This is a genomic window from Collinsella sp. AM38-1BH, assembly GCF_003467545.1.
Lineage (GTDB): Bacteria > Actinomycetota > Coriobacteriia > Coriobacteriales > Coriobacteriaceae > Collinsella.
The window spans coordinates 1-16983 of sequence record NZ_QSHC01000007.1 but is presented as its reverse complement, the minus strand read 5'-3'; the positions used below and the strand labels follow the sequence as shown (position 1 = coordinate 16983).

The window sequence follows — 16983 nt, the reverse complement described above, 5'->3', positions numbered from 1 at the left end:
GGGCTCGGCCTCGCCCGCCATATCGCCATCGGGCGTAAAGCCGTCCACGCGCGCCACCACGAGCACGCGGCAGGTATCGGCAAGCTCGGCGACACGGTTCTCGACCTGGGCAAACGCACGATCAGAGAGCACAAACTGCGCCGCACCCATCACATAGGAGCCCTGCGCAAACGACGCGCCGCTCCACTTTTTGGAGGACGAGAACGGAATGACCGACAGCGGCTCAGACACCTCGACCGGGCGATCGGCGTAATAGTTGAGCAGCGCCTGGCAGGTCTCGTTGGCATCGGCCGAAGTCGCACGCGCCACGTTAGCCAGCGCAAAATCGAGCACCGTGGTATCGACGGGAACGGCGGCGTCGCTCTCCCCCGCACCCATACCCTCGACCGGCAGCGGATACGTGCCCTCGACCTCCATGCGACCCGACGTGATGGTGCCCGTCTTGTCCAGGCACAGCACGTCGACGCGCGCGAGCGTCTCGATGCAGTAGAGCTGCTGCGCCAGCACCTTGCGGCGGGCCAGGCGCACCGTGGCGATGGCGAGCACCGACGAGGTCAGCAGCACCAGGCCTTGCGGGATCATGCCCAGCAGGGCGCCCACTGTGGACAGCAGCGCCGACGAAGGCACATGGCCAGCCAACAGCTCGGAGAAGCACCACGAAAGCGCGCTATCGCCTGGGGTTCCCGCGGCATCCCACAGCTCGCTCACACTCGAGGCAAACAACGCCAAACCGAGCGGGATCATGATGATGCTCGCAAAGCGCACGATGGCGTTAAGCGCGTTCATGATCTCGGAATTGACCTTTTTGACGTACTTGGCCTCGTTATTAATTTTGGCCACGTAGTTGTCGGCGCCGACATGGATCACGCGGGCGCGCAGCAGGCCTGAGTCGATAAAACTGCCGCTCATGAGCTCGGAACCGGGCTGTTTCTTAATAAGGTCGCTCTCGCCCGTCAGCAGGCTCTCGTTCACGAGCGCCTCGCCCGAAACCACCACGGCGTCAGCGGGAATCTGGTCGCCACGCCCCAGGCGGATGATATCGTCGAGCACGATCTGGTCCAGGTCGAGCTCCACCTCGGCGCCGTCGCGCACCGCAATGGCCTTCTTGGAGGTCAGCAGCGTGAGCTTATCGACCATCTTCTTGGAACGCATGGACTGGATGACGCCAATAGCGGTATTGAGGAACACCACGAACAGGAACGTCAGATTCTTAAACGAACCGGTCAAAATGACCAGGAACGCCAAGATCACGTTGATCAAATTGAACAGCGTGCAGAGGTTCTCGATGATGAGCTCTTTGACCGACTTGGTCTTGAGCTCCATGTTGCGGTTGATCTTACCGGCGGCGATGCGCTCCTCGACCTCGGCGGTCGAGAGTCCACGCTCGATATCCGTTGCTGCCATTCCACGTCCCATCACGTCGCGTCGGTATAAGAAAAACCGCCCGGACCATGCGAGGTTCGGACGGTCTTACGTTCGATGGTGCCCCATGTTGGATTCGAACCAACGGCCTTCTGCTCCGGAGGCAGACGCTCTAATCCCCTGAGCTAATAGGGCCAACGTATGGCATTATACCCAAGTGCACCACGGGCTATCAAAATAAAAGAAAAAGCTTTGCAATTCCGAGGAAGACGCGGCGCAACGTCCCACTTTAGAAGGCAAAAGCGAGTCAGATAGTATAAACTCTCATGCACCATATATACACGGCTCGCGATGCGGGCCGTTTTTGCAAAAGTTATCCATCGAGGTGAGAGGCACACCATGATTGCAATTTTAAAGCAGAGCGCCAGCGACGAGGCCGTCAGCCATATCGTCAGCTGGATTGAGAAAAAGGGCCTGAAGACCGATGTCTCGCGCGGCGAGAACGAGACGATCATCGGCCTGGTGGGCGATACGACCAAGATCGACCCGTTCCTGCTCGAGTCCATGGATGTCGTCGAGCGCGTGCAGCGCGTCTCCGAGCCGTTCAAGCGCGCCAACCGCAAGTTCCACCCCGAGGACTCCGTCATCGACTGTGGCCACGGCGTACATGTAGGCGGCGATCAGTTCCAGGTCATCGCCGGCCCGTGCTCCGTCGAGGGCGAGAACCTCATCCGCATCGCCCGCCGCGTGAAGGCCGCCGGCGCCACGATGCTGCGCGGCGGCGCCTACAAGCCCCGCACCTCCCCCTACGCCTACCAGGGCATGGGCCCCGCCGGCCTGGACCTGCTGTGCGAGGCGTCTGCCGAGCTCGATATGCCGATCGTCACCGAGATCATGGACCCACGCGACGTGCAGGTCTTCCTGGACAAGAAGATCGACGTCATGCAGATCGGCGCCCGCAACGCCCAGAACTTCCCTCTGCTCAAAGAGGTCGGCAAGACCAAGACCCCGGTCCTGCTCAAGCGCGGCATGTCCGGCACGATCGACGAGCTGCTCATGGCCGCCGAGTACATCATGAGCGAGGGCAACGACAACGTCATCCTGTGCGAGCGCGGCATCCGCACCTTCGAGACCCGCACCCGCAACACCTTCGACCTCAACGCCGTGCCGGTGCTGCACCACCTTTCGCACCTGCCCGTTGTCGCCGACCCCAGCCACGCCACCGGCTACACCCGCTACGTTGAGCCCATGGCGCTCGCCGCGACCGCCTGCGGTGCCAACGGCCTGGAGATCGAGGTCCACGACGAGCCGAGCCGCGCCTGGTCCGACGGCGCCCAGGCCCTCACCCCCGATCAGTTCGACGACACCATGCGCCGCATCCGAGCCATCCGCGAGGTCGTCTGCCAAGAGACCATGGAGTAACCCATGGGTACGGTGAGAAACGCGCGCGTCAACCAGGGCGGCCCCAAGTGCGCCGGCATCGTGGGCCTGGGCCTCATCGGCGGCAGCTTTGCCCGCGGCTATGCGCAGGCGGGCGTCCGCGTGCTGGCCTGGGACCCCGATGACGATGTCATGACGGCCGCCAGCATGGGCACCGTCGCCGGCGAGCTCAACGACAAGACACTCGGCGAATGCGACATCATCGTCCTGGCTTGCTACCCCGAAGCCTGCATCGAGTGGCTCGAGGCGCACGCCCAGGCGCTCGCCGACGCCACCGACACCGAGGCCATCATGGGCCCCGTGGTGATCGACACGGTGGGCGTCAAGGGCATCGTGTGCGAGCGCGCCTTTGAGCTTGCCCGCGAGCACGGCTTTTACTTTGTGGGCGCGCACCCCATGGCGGGTACGCAGTACTCGGGCTATGCGCACTCCCGCGCCGACCTGTTCCAGGGCGCGCCGCTCGTGCTCGTGCCGCCCGCGGTGGACGACGCGCTCAAGCTGGAACTTTTGGGCCAGGTGCGCGAGATGGTACGCCCCTTGGGCTTTGGCAAGTTCAGCGTGACCACCGCAGCCGAGCACGACCGCGTCATCGCCTTCACGAGCCAGCTTGCGCACGTGGTATCCAACGCCTACGTCAAGAGCCCCACTGCCCAGGTCCACCACGGCTTTTCGGCCGGTAGCTACCGCGACCTCACCCGCGTGGCGCACCTCAACCCGCAAATGTGGTCCGAGCTCATGATCGACGACGCCGACGCGCTCGCCTTCGAGATCGACCAGCTGATCGAGTCGCTTGGCGCCTACAGCCGTGCACTCAAGGACCGCGACCAGCGCTATCTGGAGAATCTCCTTGCCGAGGGCGACCGCATTAAGCGCGCACTCGACGACGAGGCCTCCCACTAGACCACCTATCACGCCAGGTCGAAAGGACCGAAGCTTATGGCGATTACCATCGATATCGACACCGCACGCCCCTACCAGGTGCATGTGGGCACGTTTTTGCTGGAGCAGGCAGGTCCGCTCGTCCGCACCACCGCCGGCGGCACCCGCGCCGTCATCGTGACGGACACCAACGTCGGCCCGCTCTACCAGATGCCCGTTAAGCAGAGCCTGGAGGCGTCAGGCTACGAGGTGAGCATCTGCACCTTCGAGGCCGGCGAGGCCCATAAGCGCGCCGAAACCTATGTTGCCATTTTGGAGTTTGTGGCCGAGCACGAGCTTTCGCGCTCCGACGTGATCGTGGCACTCGGCGGCGGCGTCGTGGGTGACGTGGCGGGCTTTGTGGCCGCCACCTACATGCGCGGCTGTAAGTTTGTGCAGATCCCCACGAGTCTGCTCGCCATGGTGGATTCGTCGGTGGGCGGCAAGACCGCCATCGACCTGGCTGCCGGTAAAAACCTCGCGGGCGCCTTCTGGCAGCCGAGTGTTGTTATCGCCGATGTTGGATGCCTTGCCACCCTCACGCCCGAGCAGTTCGCCGACGGCTGCGGCGAGGTCGTCAAGCACGCCGTGATTGCCGATCCGGAGCTTTTCGCCGAACTGGAGAAAACCCCGCTCACGCTAGAGCTGCTCAACCAGGACGTGGCCCGCGTGGCGCTCATCATCGCCCGCAATATCGACATCAAGCGCGCCGTGGTCGTTGCCGACGAGCGCGAGACCAACCAGCGCAAACTCCTCAACTTTGGACACAGCGCCGGACATGCCGTCGAGGCCTGCGAGCACTTTGAGCTGGGACACGGCAACTGTGTGTCAATCGGCATGGGCATCATCACGCGTGCCGCGGCCCTGCACGGCATTTGCGATGCTGCACTGCCCGATCGTATTGAGGAACTCTGCGCCCGCCATGGCCTCAAGACCCGCTGCGACCTAGATGCCGATACCGTCTTTGCCGAGGCGCTCCACGACAAGAAGCGCGCGGGTGACACCATCGATCTAGTGATTCCGCACGGCATTGGCCGCTGCAGCATCGACCGCACACCGCTTTCCACTTTCCACGAACTCATTGCCGAGGGCCTCGGCCAGAAGGGAGACGCATCCGCATGCTAGCCCGCATCACCCCGTCCCCGCTCAAGGGCACCGTTCCCGCCATCGCGTCCAAGTCGATGGCGCATCGCCTGATCATCTGCGCTGCGCTTGCCAACGGCGAGACACACGTCACCTGCAACACCACCTGCGCCGACATCGAGGCTACGGTGCGCTGCCTTACGGCCCTGGGTGCTCGCATCGAGACCGTCGAGGACGGCTTCCAGGTCCACCCCACCATGAAGAGTGTTGAGTTTGGCCTGCTCAAGGCCCTTGCCGGCAGCACGCTTGACTGCGGTGAAAGTGGATCCACGCTCCGCTTTATGTTGCCCGTCGCCTGCGCGCTGGGCGCAGAAGCAACTTTTGTGGGTCAGGGGCGCTTGGGCGCCCGCCCGCTCTCCCCGCTCTCGGACGAGATCATCGCCGCCGGCTGCGACCTACAGGGTCTGGGCGGTTTTCCGCTCAAGACGAGCGGCCGCATGCGCCCGGGCACCTTTGTGCTTCCGGGCAACGTGAGCTCGCAGTACATCTCGGGCCTGCTGCTGGCAGCCCCGCTGCTGGCCCAGCCCTCCTGCGTGCAGGTAACCGGCCTCATCGAGAGCCGCCCCTACATCAACCTGACGATACAGGCCATGAAGGCCTTTGGCGTCGAGGTCAACGTCGAGCGCATTCCGGCCAAGGACGGCCAGCCCGAGGTCACGAACTTCCGCGTGAGCAGTGGCTCGTACCGCACGCCCGGCAGCGTGGCCGTCGAGGGCGACTGGTCCAACGCCGCCTTTTGGCTGTGCGCCGGCGCCATCGGTACCGACCCAATCACCGTCGAGGGCGTGTCGCTAAGCTCCGCACAGGGCGACCGTAACGTGCTTGCCGCGCTTTCGCGCTTTGGCGCCCGCATCGTGCGCTCCACCAACGCCGCCACCGTGCAGTCCGACAAGCTCGCCGGCTTTGAGATGAGTGCCCACGACATTCCGGACCTGGTGCCCGTCATCTCGGCCGTGGCCTCGCTGGCACAGGGCCGCACCTTTATCCGCGATTGTGCCCGTCTGCGCATCAAGGAATCCGACCGCTTGGTCACCACCACCCGCGAGCTCACCGCGCTGGGCGCGCAGGTGCGCATTGCCGGCGACGACCTCATCATCAAGGGCGTCGACGCCTTTACCGGCGGCGAGGTCGATTCGCACAACGACCATCGCATCGCCATGATGGCCGCTATCGCCGCGAGCCGCGCCACCGGCGAGGTCGTGATCCACGGTGCCGAGGCCGTCAACAAGTCCTATCCCGATTTCTTCGACCACTACCGCCTGCTGGGCGGCAAGGTCACACTCGAGGAGGAATAGCATGTCCTCGACCTTTGGCAACGTCTTGCACTTAAGCATCTTCGGCCAGTCGCACTCCCCCGCCATCGGCTGCTCCCTCGATGGCATCCCGGCGGGCATCGCTGTTGACCAGGAGCGGCTGCAGGCCTTCCTTGACCGTCGTGCCCCCGGTCGCGACGAGACCGCGACCAAACGCCGCGAGGCCGACGCCGCCCACATCATCGCCGGTGTGGTCGATGGACATACCACGGGAGCACCCATCGCCGCGATTATCGAGAACACCAACACGCGTTCAAAGGACTATTCCGAGCTGCGCCGCAAGCCCCGCCCCGGACACGCGGATTTTCCGGCGCGCGTGAAGTATCACAACATGCACGATGTCGCTGGTGGCGGGCACTTTTCCGGCCGCCTAACAGCACCCTTATGCATCGCGGGCGGCATCGCGCTGCAGGCACTTGAGGCCCGCGGCATTAAGGTCATGGCGCATGTGGCGCAGATCGGCGGCATCTCCGACCTGCCGATGGACGATATGGTCTATCGCGAGGCCGACCGCAAGGCGATCCTAACGAACGATCTTCCTTGCATTGACGCCGCCGCAGCCGGCCGCATGCGTGAGGAGATCCTAGCCGCGCGCGACGAACTCGACAGCATCGGCGGCATCGTGGAGTGCGGCATTTACGGGCTTCCCGCAGGCATCGGCGACCCCATGTTCGACGGCATCGAGAACCGCATCGCGCAGATCGCGTTTGGCATTCCCGCCGTAAAGGGCGTGGAGTTTGGCATGGGCTTTGCCGTGGCCGCCATGCGCGGCAGCGAGAACAATGATCCGTATCGCATCGATGCCGAGACCGGCGAGATCGAGGTCGAGTCCAACAACGCCGGCGGCATCCTGGGCGGTATTTCGACCGGCGCGCCCGTCATGTGGCGCATGGCCGTAAAGCCGACGCCCTCCATTGGCCGCGAGCAGCAGACGGTGGACATGGACGCTATGGAAAATGCCGAGCTCTCGGTCCACGGCCGCCACGATCCCTGCATCGTCCCCCGAGCTGTCCCCGTAGCCGAGGCAGCCGCCGCCCTTGCCATCTGGGACGCCCTCCTCGAAGACGCCGCCCAGCGCTAAAAATCTCCGGGGGCCAACTCCGGCCCCCACGCCTATCCAGTGATTTTTCTGGGACGGGGATTAAAAAATCATTGTGTTCCTAATGATTTTTTAATCCCCGTCCCAGAAAAATCACCGACACGTGAAAGGGGTCTCCATGGACCTTGCCGATATTCGCCAGGCCATCGACGGCATCGATACCACGCTCCTCAATAGCTTTGTCGAGCGCATGGATATTGCCACCGATGTCGCCAAGTCAAAAATCGAGATGGGCAAGGCCGTCTTCGACCCCGCCCGCGAGCGCTCTAAGCTCAATAACCTCGCCAGTCGCGCACCCGAGCGCTACGAGGCTCAAACCATCACCCTGTTCCGCCTCCTCATGAGCATGAGCAAAGCCGAGCAGCAGCGCTACATCAACGAGCTCAAGGGCATCACTGTCTCGCAAAAGGCCCACGCCACGGCCGTGGCCTTTGACATGCCCTTCCCCCAGACGGCCACCGTCGCCTGCCAGGGCGTTGAGGGCGCCTACAGCCAAATCGCCGCGTGCAAGCTCTTCGACGTACCCGACATCGCGTTCTTTGAGACCTTCGAGGGCGTCATGCGCGCCGTACGCGACGGCTTTTGCGAGTTTGGCGTGCTGCCCATCGAGAACTCCACCGCTGGCTCGGTCAATGCTGTCTACGACCTGCTCGCCCAGTTCGACTTCCATATCGTGCGCTCGCTTCGCCTCAAAATCGACCACAACCTGCTCGTCAAGCCCGGCACCAAGCTCGCCTACGTGCGCGAGGTCTACAGCCATGGCCAGGCAATCGCCCAGTGCGCCGGCTTTATCGAGGCGCACGACCTGCACGCCACCAAATACCCCAACACGGCCATGTCGGCCGAGATGGTCGCCAGCTCCGAACGCACCGATGTTGCCGCGATCGCATCGCGCAGCTGCGCCGCACTCTACGGCTTGCAGGTACTGGAGCCCAACATCCAGGACTCGGACAACAACTACACGCGCTTTGTCGTCATCAGCCGCGAGCCACGCGTCTACCCCGGCGCCAACCGCACCTCGCTCATGATTACCACGGCCAACGAGCCGGGCGCACTCTATCGCGTACTCGAGCGCTTCTACGCGCTCAATATCAACCTCATCAAGCTCGAGAGCCGCCCCATCCCCGGGCACGACTTTGAGTTTATGTTCTACTTTGACCTAGACTGCCCCTTTGGCAGCAAGGCCCTCGATGACCTGCTCGATTCCATCGACGACGTGTGTGAGAGCTTCACCTACTTTGGCAGTTACACGGAGGTGCTCTAGATGACCGATGTCGCCGCAACCCGCCCCTACGGCGTGCTGGGCCGCGTGCTGGGCCACAGCTACACCCCGACCATCTACAAGGAGCTCGCGGGGCTAGAGTATGTGCGTTTTGAGCGTGAGCCCGAGGACCTCCAGGCTTTTATGACGGGTGACGAATGGGAGGGCACCAACGTGACCATCCCCTACAAGCGCGCCGTCATGGAATACCTGGACGAGCTGAGTCCACTCGCCGAGCGTATGGGAAACGTCAACACCATCACGCGCCTGCCCGACGGCCGCCTGCGCGGCGACAACACCGACTACTTTGGTTTTCAGTGTCTGGTCGAGGAGTTGGGCGTAGAGGTTGCCGGCAAGAAGGCCCTCGTGCTCGGTGCCACCGGTGGCGCCGGCACCACTGCCAGCATGGTGCTCGGCGACCTGGGCGCCATCGTCGTGCCGGTCGGCCGCACGAGCGAAGTCAACTACGACAACATCGCGCAGCAGTCCGACGCCGCACTGCTCGTCAACTGCACGCCCGCCGGCATGTTCCCCCACTGTCCCGATGCCCCCTGCACGCTCGAGGGGCTCGATGCGCTCGAGGGCGTCATCGACATTGTCTACAACCCCGCTCGCACGGGACTCATGCTCGAGGCCGAGCGCCGCGGCATTCCCTGCATCGGCGGCCTGCTCATGCTCGTGGCCCAAGCGGCACAGGCCGTCGAGCGCTATACCGGCCAGGTCACCCCGCGCGAGCGCATCCTGGACGTAACGGAGCGCTTGTTACGCCGTGAACAGAACATCGCGCTGATCGGCATGCCAGGCTCGGGCAAGACCCGTGTGGGTGAGCAGATCGCCCTGCTCACGGGTCGCGAGCACATCGACCTGGACCGCGCCCTCGAGGAACGCCTCGGCATGCCCTGTGCCGACTATATCGTCGAGCGCGGCGAGGCGGCCTTCCGCGAGCAGGAGACGGGGGCGCTGGCCGGCATCTCCAAGCGCAGCGGCCTGGTGCTCTCCACCGGCGGCGGCGTGGTCACACGCGACGAAAACTATCCGCTGCTGCACCAAAACAGCCAGATCGTGATGCTCAACCGCAAGCTCGACGAACTCGCCCACAAGGGCCGCCCCATCACCGCGCGCGACGGCATCGCCAAGCTGGCCGAACAGCGTATGCCGCGCTACCGCGCCTGGGCCGACTACATCATCGACTCACGCGACTGCGCCGCCAACACCGCGCAAGCCCTTCTCGACACCCTCCCACCCACTCTCTAACCAAATCCATCACAAAGGGGACAGGCACCTTTGTGATGGATTTCCAACCGCAAAGGAAGCAGCCATGAAAGCACTCGTCATCAACGGCCCCAACCTTAATATGCTCGGAATTCGCGAGCCGGGCATCTATGGCAGCGACAACTACGACCGCCTGGTCCAGATCTGCCAGGAGGCAGGCGCCGCGCAGGGTTTTGACGAGGTCGAAGTCTTCCAGTCCAACCACGAGGGCAGCATCGTCGATAAGATCCAGGAGGCCTACGGCAAGGTCGACGGCATCGTCATCAATCCGGCGGCCTACACGCACACGAGCGTAGCGATCCTCGATGCCCTCAAGGCCGTCGCTATCCCTGCCGTCGAGGTACACATCAGCGCTGTCGAGACCCGCGAGGACTTCCGCCAGGTGAGCTACGCACGCCTAGCCTGCTTCGCCACCATCACCGGAGAGGGCCTGCAAGGCTACGCCCACGCGCTGGAGCTGCTGAGGGAACGCCTCGAAAAGTAGCCTCGCGAGCAAATCCATCAACGCGATTCACACGCTAATAATGCCAGTGCCGCCAGCAGCAACCTCGCTACTGGCGGCACTTTATTACTGGCATATAATCGTTGCAGCCACACAACGTCTGGAGACTCGCATGCTAAGCATCCATCTGGGAGATTACCCCGGTTCCATCTACGATACCGAGACCTACTTTAGGAACTCATACTTGGACTCATGGTTCGAAGACCCTATGGCCGCACAGATCATTAAAAGCGTGGACGGATCAGAGCTCATCGGCCCCCACAACATCGTAAGCAAGCAGCTGGGCTCGATCACCCCACTCGAACTGTCCGGCGGCGTTAAGACGCTGCTGCTGGTGCGCAATCTACCAAACATGGTGTTCAATGCATCCACTTGCGGAGATAACTGCGCCCGCTGGCTGCTCAAAATTGGCAAAGAGCAGGATGTGCTGGTGACCCTTTACCACATCATGAAATTTCCCTGGAAGCGTTTTGAGATTCGCATCAATAACGACGGCCGCATCGTCAGGAACATGCAGGAGTTCGTCGGTGCCACCAATGATTTTCTGGATGTTGATGAGTAATGAAAGGATCACACACCGTTGTCGTGGAGCGCGCAAAAGTCAAATACACGCTCACCTTTAAACGCAATATTTCCTTCATCCGCGGCAACAGCGGCACGGGCAAAACGACGCTCATCTCGATGATTCGCGACTACAACGACCGAGGACCGGAAAGCGGCGTTGCACTCAGCTGCGACGTGCCTTGCGAAACGCTTTCCGGCAGACGCTGGGAGCGCGAGCTTTCGATCATCGAAGATTCAATCGTCTTTCTAGATGAGGGCAACGAGTTTATCTACTCAAAGGACTTCGCCAAAACCGTAAACGGCTCGTCCAACTATTTTGTTCTGATATCTCGTCGCGATGCCAACGAGCTCCCCTACAGCGTTGATGAGATCCTGAAGTTAGTCAACACGACGAGTAAAACAATCAATGGCCGCAAGAGCGACAGGCGCTTCTACTCGGTGACCAAGCCGCTATATGACCACACGGCAAGCATGCTGTATCAGGATCTAAATGTTGGATTCGAGGTACCCGACGCCGTAGTTGTCGAGGATAGCAAATCTGGCTATCAATTCTACGACGCTCTTTGCAACCGGCTCGGAATCCCCTGCTATACCGCCACCGGCGTAGCAAATCTAAAGCGGACAATTCACGAATGCCCCGAGCAAAACGTTCTTGCCATTGGAGACGGCGCAGCGTTTGGTCCCTACATCGAAAAGGTGCTCGGACAGCGCGTTTACAAGAACGTTCGCTTGTTCCTCCCGGAATCATTCGAGTGGACACTTCTGCAATCTGGCCTCATTCCCAGTAACGACATTCCAAAAATCCTCAAGGATCCTTCGAGCTATATCGAAAGCCGCGACTACCTAAGCTGGGAACGATTCTTCACCGACGTATTGATCAAGTACTCGGCAGACACTCGCTACGCCTACAGAAAGGCAAAGCTCAATGAGCAGTACCTGAGGCCGCAGGCGATGAATGCAGTTGCAAACGTCTTGCCCGAGTGCCTGAAGGCAGACTAGACAGACTAGATATAGTGGGGAGGGCCAAGTTGGTCCTCCCCGTTTTTGTTACGCCTTCTTGATCACGTACACCAACCCTATGTCGCACCTGCGGCGCACAATCGACGCAAAGAGCCACGATGCTGGCAGCGTCATAAGCAGAGGCATGGTCTGCCAAGGAATAAACCAATCGACCGCGTGGATTGCAAAGATGGCAAGACTGGCCTGTCCGCAGAACACGAGCGCTCGCTCAAAGGACCCCAAAACCGGCACGTCTTTCAACTTCTCCAACGCCATCGAAACCCAGCACACGCAGTAGCTACCGGCAAGAGCGGCAACTGTCGCAACCAAAAACCCATCCACGCGGCGGCTCGAAAGCTCACCCCACTCAGCGCGGCAAGGACAAGCCAAGCAACACCGGCTCCAATAAACAGCAGAGGCTCGCTCACGCTCGGCTCCAGCCCCCTTAGGCGCGCCGTATAACCAATCCACATCAGCAGCACAACAGCAGCTCACGCCACGGCTTCGGTCTAAACGTATACCCGGCAAGAATAAAGAACACCGGCATGTGAAAAAGCCCAGACCACCAAGCGGTCTGGGCTTAATAAACGATGGTGCTCCATGGCGGATTCGAACCGTCGACCTTGGGATTAGAAGTCCCCTGCTCTATCCAACTGAGCTAATGGAGCAAATAACCGCACGCCCAAGCAAGCGCAAGCCTGTCAGGCGCAAGTAATTATAACCTAGTTGAACTGCTCGCGGTACGCCTTGCAGACCTCATCGACCGGGCCGTCCATGCGAAGGTCACCCTTCTCAATCCAAACGGCACGCTGGCAGATGCGCTCAACCTGCTCCATAGAGTGCGAAACGAACAGAACCGTCACGTCGCCGCTCTGGATAAAGTGCTGGATACGGTCCTCGCACTTCTGCTGGAAGAACACATCACCGACGGACAACGTCTCGTCAACGATCAGAATATCGGGCTCGGTAATCGTCGCGATTGCAAAGGCGATACGCGCCACCATGCCCGAGGAGAAGTTCTTAAGCGGCATATCGACAAAGTTCTGCAGCTCAGCGAATTCGATAATGCCGTCAAAGTTGGCATCGATGAACTCCTTGGTATAGCCGAGCAGGGCGCCGTTCAGATAGATGTTCTCGCGGGCGGTCAGCTCGGGGTCAAAGCCGGCGCCAAGCTCAATCAGCGGCGCGATGTTACCGTGCACCTTAACGCTGCCCTCGCTAGGCTCAAGAACGCCAGCGATAATCTTGAGCATCGTAGACTTGCCGGAGCCATTGGTGCCGACCAGACCCACAACCTCGCCGCGATGAATATCAAACGAGATGTGCTTAAGCGCCCTAAACTCCTCAAAGAACAGCTCGTGCTTGGCAAGCTTAATGAAGTACTCCTTGAGGTTGGTCAGCGACTCGGACGCCATGTTAAAGATCATGGTGACGTCGTCGACCTCGACAGCCAGAGGCTGCTCGCTGTAATCAACAACAGATTCAGTCATCACAGCACTCCTTAGATGTAGAGGATGAACTTGCGCTCGGACTTATGGAACACGGTATAGCCAATAATAAGCGCAAGAACCGCCCAGGCAACGCACATACCAAACGTCATAAGCGAGGGCGTAGTCTGGAACAGGAAGATATCGCGCATAAACTGCAGGTAGTTGAACATGGGGTTCGCATACATCAAGATACGCACGAGATGCGGCATTTGCGCAATATAGTCAGTCGTCCAGAAGATGGGCGTAATGTAAGTCCACGCCGTAATGACGACGCTCCACAGATGCATAACGTCGCGGAAGAAGACCGTAAGGGCAGAGAGCATCATGCCCAGGCCCATGCAGAAGCACATAAGCAGCAGCAGGCAAACCGGCAGCAGAATAAGGTGCCAAGAAGGCATAACGCGGAACCACAGCATGACGATGGCGACGGCGACCAGCGAGAAGGCAAAGTTGACCAGCGAGAAGAGCACCTTCTGCACCGGGAAAACCCAGCGGTGCACCTTAACCTTCTTGAGCAGAGGGGCAGCGCCCACGATCGACGTCAGGGCCTGGTTAGTAGACTCAGACATGACGGCAAAGGTAATGTTACCCACGATCAAGTACAGCGGGTACATCTCGGGCGTCATTGAGCCATTGCGGCCCTGGCCAAAAATCGTCGAGAACACGATGGCCATGACGATCATCATCAGCAGCGGGTTGAGCACCGACCATGCGACGCCCAGAACGCTACGGCGATACTTGATCTTAAAATCCTTGGTAACCAGCTGACGAAGGATAAACGCGTCCTTCTCAAATTCGTTCTTAGCAAACGTCGCAGGCAGACTGCGAGTTTCTTGTTGCTTTGTCTGATCCGACACGGATGCAACTCCTTTACTCGTAATCGTTGACAAACGAACAGTATAGACCCGACGGCCATGCAAACGATTCGCGCAACAAAACTGGAGAACTAACCCACATCTTAGGATGCCAGGCCCAAACGGCTATACTTTCTAGGATTGAATGTATAAGGAGCATTAAGTGAATTCTGAATCCATCGCCGTCATCATCCCTTGCTACAACGAAGCGCTCACGATCGGCAAAGTCATCGATGACTTTCACCGCGAGCTTCCGCAGGCGACGGTCTATGTCTATGACAACAACTCGTCGGACGATACCTCACGCATTGCCACCGAGCACGGCGCCACAGTCCGCTTTGAGCCCCGTCAGGGAAAGGGCAACGTGTGCCGCCAGATGTTTCGCGATATCGACGCCGATTGCTACCTGATGGTCGACGGAGACGACACCTACCCCGCCGAGGCGGCCAAGGCCCTCTGCGAGCCCATCCTTAACGGCACGGCCGACATGACCGTAGGCGATCGCCTTTCCAACGGCACCTACGCCGAGGAGAACAAGCGTGCCTTCCACGGCTTTGGCAACAATCTGGTCCGTGCCATGATCAAGTGGATCTATGGCTACAGCTTCGATGATGTCATGACCGGCTACCGTGCCATGAGCCGCCCGTTCGTTAAAACCTTCCCTGTGCTTTCCGAGGGCTTCCAGATCGAAACCGAGCTCTCGATCCACGCCGTCGACCACCGCTGGCGCATCAAGGATGTGCCCATCGAGTACCGCGACCGTCCGGAAGGTTCCGAGTCCAAGCTCAATACCGTAAGCGACGGCATTAAAGTCGTTGCGATGATTGGCACGCTGTTCAAGGACTACCGCCCGCTGAAGTTCTTCAGCCTCGTTGCGCTTCTGTTCGCGGTATTCGGCCTCGCCCTGGGCATGCCCATCGTTGTCGAATATTTCCAGACCGGCCTCGTCCCGCGCTTCCCCACCGCTATGCTCGCCGCCTCGTTTATGTTCCTGTGCGGCCTGAGCCTTGCGACCGGCTTCATCCTAGATTCTGTAGCAAAGGTCGAAAAAAAGCAGTGGGAGGTCAACGTGTACAGCAAATACGCCTACGACGACCAGCCCGGCCACCCTACTTCCATGCCAAGCGAGAGGTAGATCTTCCGCAAAATACTATTGGCACCACTGCGCAGATAGCCACCAACAAGAAAAGCCGCCGTTAAAGAACGGCGGCTTTTACTCTCGAAAAGTTAATAGCGGCTAGAGCGTCTTGATGTACTCCCCCAGCTCTTCCTCCCAGTCGGGCATGTGGAAGCCGGCAGCCTCGAGCTTGGACAGGTCGAGCGCGGAGTGGACCGGGCGCGGGGCGACGGGGCCCTCGGCGCTCGCGTAGTAGTCGGCGGTCGATACCGGCACGACCCTGTCCCCGTTGCCGTTGGCGGCCTCGAAGACGGCGCGGGCGATATCGGCCCAGGACTTGACGGTGCCGGAGCCGGTGCAGTCGTAGGTGCCGTAGGGGGCGTGCGTCCCCAGCACGTGGAAGATGGCCTCGGCCATGTCGCGCGTGAAGGTCAGGCGGCCCAGCTGGTCGTCAACGACCGTGACCTGCTCGAGCCCGTCCTCGAGGTCGGCGACGCGGTCGGACAGGCCCTTCATCGTCTTGACGAAGTTGCGGCCCTCGCCGATGACCCAGCTGGAGCGCATGATGTAGTGGCGCGGGCACCCGGCCACGGCGATGTCGCCGGCGGCCTTGGTCTGGCCGTAGACGGACAGCGGGCTGAGGGGCTCGTCCTCGTCATGCACCTCGGCGGTGCCGTCGAAGACGTAGTCGCTGGACACGTGGACGAGGGTGATCCCGTGATCAGAGCATGTGCGGGCGAGGAGGGCGGGGCCGGTCGCGTTGGCCTTCCAGGCGGTCGCGCGGCCCTCGGCGGTCTCCGCCCTATCCACGGCGGTGTAGGCGCCGCAGTTGATCACGGTGCCGTAGAGCGACCAGTCGTACTGTGTGTAGGCGTCCGGGTCTGACATATCGAAGGTGTCGATGTCGCAGAAGTCGAAGTCCTTGGCGACGCCGCGCTCCTCCGCCAGCCTGCGCACAGCATGGCCCAGCTGGCCGTTGCAGCCGGTGACGAGCGTCCTCTTGGGCGCCATTGGGACGACGTCCCTGAGCATCGGGTGGTTGAGGTCGGCCTCGGAGACGGTGGCCTCATCGAGCGGGATCGGCCACTCGATGGCGAGCTCGGGGTCGGCGAGGTTCACGAAGGTGTAGGTCTTCTTGAGCTCGAGGGACCAGTGGGCGTCCACCAGGTAGGTGTAGGCGGTGCCGTCCTCCAGGGCCTGGAAGGAGTTGCCCACGCCGCGCGGGACGTAGATGGCCTTGGACGGGTCGAGCGTGCAGGTGAACACCTTCCCGTAGGTCTCGCTGCCCTCGCGCAGGTCCACCCAGGCGCCGAAGACGCTGCCGCGCGCCACGGAGATGAACTTGTCCCAGGGCTCGGCGTGGATGCCGCGGGTGACGCCGCGGCTGTCGTTGTAGGAGATGTTGTTCTGAACGACCCTGAGGTCCGGGATGCCCAGGGCGGTCATCTTGGCGCGCTGCCAGTTCTCCTTGAACCAGCCGCGCGAGTCGCCGTGGACGGCGAGGTCGACGACCTTGAGGCCCTCGATGCCGGTCTCGGCGACGGAGAGGTCCTTCTCGAATGCGATGTCTGCCATGTGGGAAAAGCTCCTATCGAAGAGGTTGTATAACCGGGGGCGCCCGCGCGGGGCCGCAGGGTCATCCCCATGCC

At 61.2% G+C, this 16983-nt stretch carries 15 protein-coding genes, 2 tRNA genes and 1 pseudogene; 11 read left to right on the top strand and 7 right to left on the bottom strand.

Annotated features, from left to right (window positions below; genetic code table 11):
- Window positions 1-1404: pseudogene (locus tag DW870_RS09480) on the bottom strand (haloacid dehalogenase); the annotation flags it as partial.
- A 76-nt stretch (window positions 1405-1480) separates the two neighbouring features.
- Window positions 1481-1557: transfer RNA gene (locus DW870_RS04270), tRNA-Arg, on the bottom strand.
- 204 nt (window positions 1558-1761) lie between these two features.
- Here DW870_RS04270 and aroF point away from each other — a divergent pair.
- The 10 genes from aroF to DW870_RS04220 all read left to right on the top strand — a co-directional run bounded on the left by aroF (window position 1762) and on the right by DW870_RS04220 (window position 11873).
- The gene (gene aroF, locus DW870_RS04265) at window positions 1762-2784 is read left to right on the top strand and encodes a 3-deoxy-7-phosphoheptulonate synthase (RefSeq protein ID WP_117876964.1); all 1023 of its coding nucleotides are present in this window, start codon (window positions 1762-1764) and stop codon (window positions 2782-2784) included.
- 3 nt (window positions 2785-2787) lie between these two features.
- A complete protein-coding gene (locus DW870_RS04260) occupies window positions 2788-3702 on the top strand; it encodes a prephenate dehydrogenase/arogenate dehydrogenase family protein (protein ID WP_117876962.1) in 915 nt (304 codons plus the stop codon).
- Window positions 3703-3738: 36 nt separating this feature from the next.
- On the top strand, window positions 3739-4845 hold the full coding sequence (gene aroB / locus DW870_RS04255; RefSeq protein ID WP_117876960.1) for a 3-dehydroquinate synthase: 1107 nt from the start codon (window positions 3739-3741) through the stop codon (window positions 4843-4845).
- Complete coding sequence (gene aroA, locus DW870_RS04250) at window positions 4839-6158, top strand: 3-phosphoshikimate 1-carboxyvinyltransferase (RefSeq protein ID WP_117635291.1); 1320 nt, start codon at window positions 4839-4841, stop codon at window positions 6156-6158. The genes aroB and aroA overlap by 7 nt, the downstream gene beginning before the upstream one ends.
- A gap of 1 nt (window position 6159) precedes the next feature.
- Window positions 6160-7257, top strand: a complete 1098-nt coding sequence (gene aroC / locus DW870_RS04245; protein WP_117876958.1) for a chorismate synthase — start codon at window positions 6160-6162, stop codon at window positions 7255-7257.
- A gap of 136 nt (window positions 7258-7393) precedes the next feature.
- Window positions 7394-8539, top strand: coding sequence for a prephenate dehydratase (pheA, locus tag DW870_RS04240; RefSeq protein ID WP_117876956.1), 1146 nt, complete (start codon window positions 7394-7396; stop codon window positions 8537-8539).
- Window positions 8540-9790: a shikimate kinase gene (locus DW870_RS04235; RefSeq protein ID WP_117876954.1), complete on the top strand. Its 1251-nt coding sequence runs from the start codon at window positions 8540-8542 to the stop codon at window positions 9788-9790.
- Between the two features lie 64 nt (window positions 9791-9854).
- On the top strand, window positions 9855-10292 hold the full coding sequence (gene aroQ, locus DW870_RS04230; RefSeq protein ID WP_055309849.1) for a type II 3-dehydroquinate dehydratase: 438 nt from the start codon (window positions 9855-9857) through the stop codon (window positions 10290-10292).
- Window positions 10293-10422: 130 nt separating this feature from the next.
- Window positions 10423-10872 (top strand): DUF4869 domain-containing protein, encoded by a 450-nt coding sequence (locus tag DW870_RS04225; RefSeq protein ID WP_117770387.1) that lies wholly within the window; start codon window positions 10423-10425, stop codon window positions 10870-10872.
- A gap of 23 nt (window positions 10873-10895) precedes the next feature.
- Window positions 10896-11873 (top strand): translation initiation factor 2, encoded by a 978-nt coding sequence (locus DW870_RS04220; RefSeq protein ID WP_117770388.1) that lies wholly within the window; start codon window positions 10896-10898, stop codon window positions 11871-11873.
- A 48-nt stretch (window positions 11874-11921) separates the two neighbouring features.
- Here DW870_RS04220 and DW870_RS04215 read toward each other — a convergent pair whose 3' ends face one another.
- The 4 genes from DW870_RS04215 to DW870_RS04200 all read right to left on the bottom strand — a co-directional run bounded on the left by DW870_RS04215 (window position 11922) and on the right by DW870_RS04200 (window position 14220).
- Window positions 11922-12263 (bottom strand): hypothetical protein, encoded by a 342-nt coding sequence (locus DW870_RS04215; protein WP_147333366.1) that lies wholly within the window; start codon window positions 12261-12263, stop codon window positions 11922-11924.
- A 201-nt stretch (window positions 12264-12464) separates the two neighbouring features.
- Window positions 12465-12541: transfer RNA gene (locus DW870_RS04210), tRNA-Arg, on the bottom strand.
- A 54-nt stretch (window positions 12542-12595) separates the two neighbouring features.
- Window positions 12596-13363 (bottom strand): ABC transporter ATP-binding protein, encoded by a 768-nt coding sequence (locus DW870_RS04205; RefSeq protein WP_022094777.1) that lies wholly within the window; start codon window positions 13361-13363, stop codon window positions 12596-12598.
- Window positions 13364-13374: 11 nt separating this feature from the next.
- Complete coding sequence (locus DW870_RS04200; protein WP_022094778.1) at window positions 13375-14220, bottom strand: ABC transporter permease; 846 nt, start codon at window positions 14218-14220, stop codon at window positions 13375-13377.
- 160 nt (window positions 14221-14380) lie between these two features.
- Between DW870_RS04200 and DW870_RS04195 the strand changes: the two genes are divergently transcribed.
- Window positions 14381-15352 carry a glycosyltransferase family 2 protein gene (locus DW870_RS04195; protein WP_052044190.1) on the top strand — a complete coding sequence of 324 codons (972 nt, stop codon included), beginning with the start codon at window positions 14381-14383 and terminating at the stop codon, window positions 15350-15352.
- 102 nt (window positions 15353-15454) lie between these two features.
- Here the strand turns inward: DW870_RS04195 and DW870_RS04190 are convergent, their stop codons facing one another.
- Window positions 15455-16909: a sugar nucleotide-binding protein gene (locus tag DW870_RS04190; protein ID WP_117876952.1), complete on the bottom strand. Its 1455-nt coding sequence runs from the start codon at window positions 16907-16909 to the stop codon at window positions 15455-15457.
- Window positions 16910-16983: the final 74 nt, after the last annotated feature.

Bases quoted from the DNA above. Each gene is read 5' to 3' on its own strand.
- aroC (WP_117876958.1), top strand. From the start codon at position 6,160: ATGTCCTCGACCTTTGGCAACGTCTTGCACTTAAGCATCTTCGGCCAG.
- DW870_RS04205 (WP_022094777.1), bottom strand. From the start codon at position 13,363: ATGACTGAATCTGTTGTTGATTACAGCGAGCAGCCTCTGGCTGTCGAG.
- aroA (WP_117635291.1), top strand. From the start codon at position 4,839: ATGCTAGCCCGCATCACCCCGTCCCCGCTCAAGGGCACCGTTCCCGCC.
- aroQ (WP_055309849.1), top strand. From the start codon at position 9,855: ATGAAAGCACTCGTCATCAACGGCCCCAACCTTAATATGCTCGGAATT.
- DW870_RS04260 (WP_117876962.1), top strand. From the start codon at position 2,788: ATGGGTACGGTGAGAAACGCGCGCGTCAACCAGGGCGGCCCCAAGTGC.
- DW870_RS04225 (WP_117770387.1), top strand. From the start codon at position 10,423: ATGCTAAGCATCCATCTGGGAGATTACCCCGGTTCCATCTACGATACC.
- pheA (WP_117876956.1), top strand. From the start codon at position 7,394: ATGGACCTTGCCGATATTCGCCAGGCCATCGACGGCATCGATACCACG.
- DW870_RS04235 (WP_117876954.1), top strand. From the start codon at position 8,540: ATGACCGATGTCGCCGCAACCCGCCCCTACGGCGTGCTGGGCCGCGTG.
- aroF (WP_117876964.1), top strand. From the start codon at position 1,762: ATGATTGCAATTTTAAAGCAGAGCGCCAGCGACGAGGCCGTCAGCCAT.
- DW870_RS04190 (WP_117876952.1), bottom strand. From the start codon at position 16,909: ATGGCAGACATCGCATTCGAGAAGGACCTCTCCGTCGCCGAGACCGGC.
- aroB (WP_117876960.1), top strand. From the start codon at position 3,739: ATGGCGATTACCATCGATATCGACACCGCACGCCCCTACCAGGTGCAT.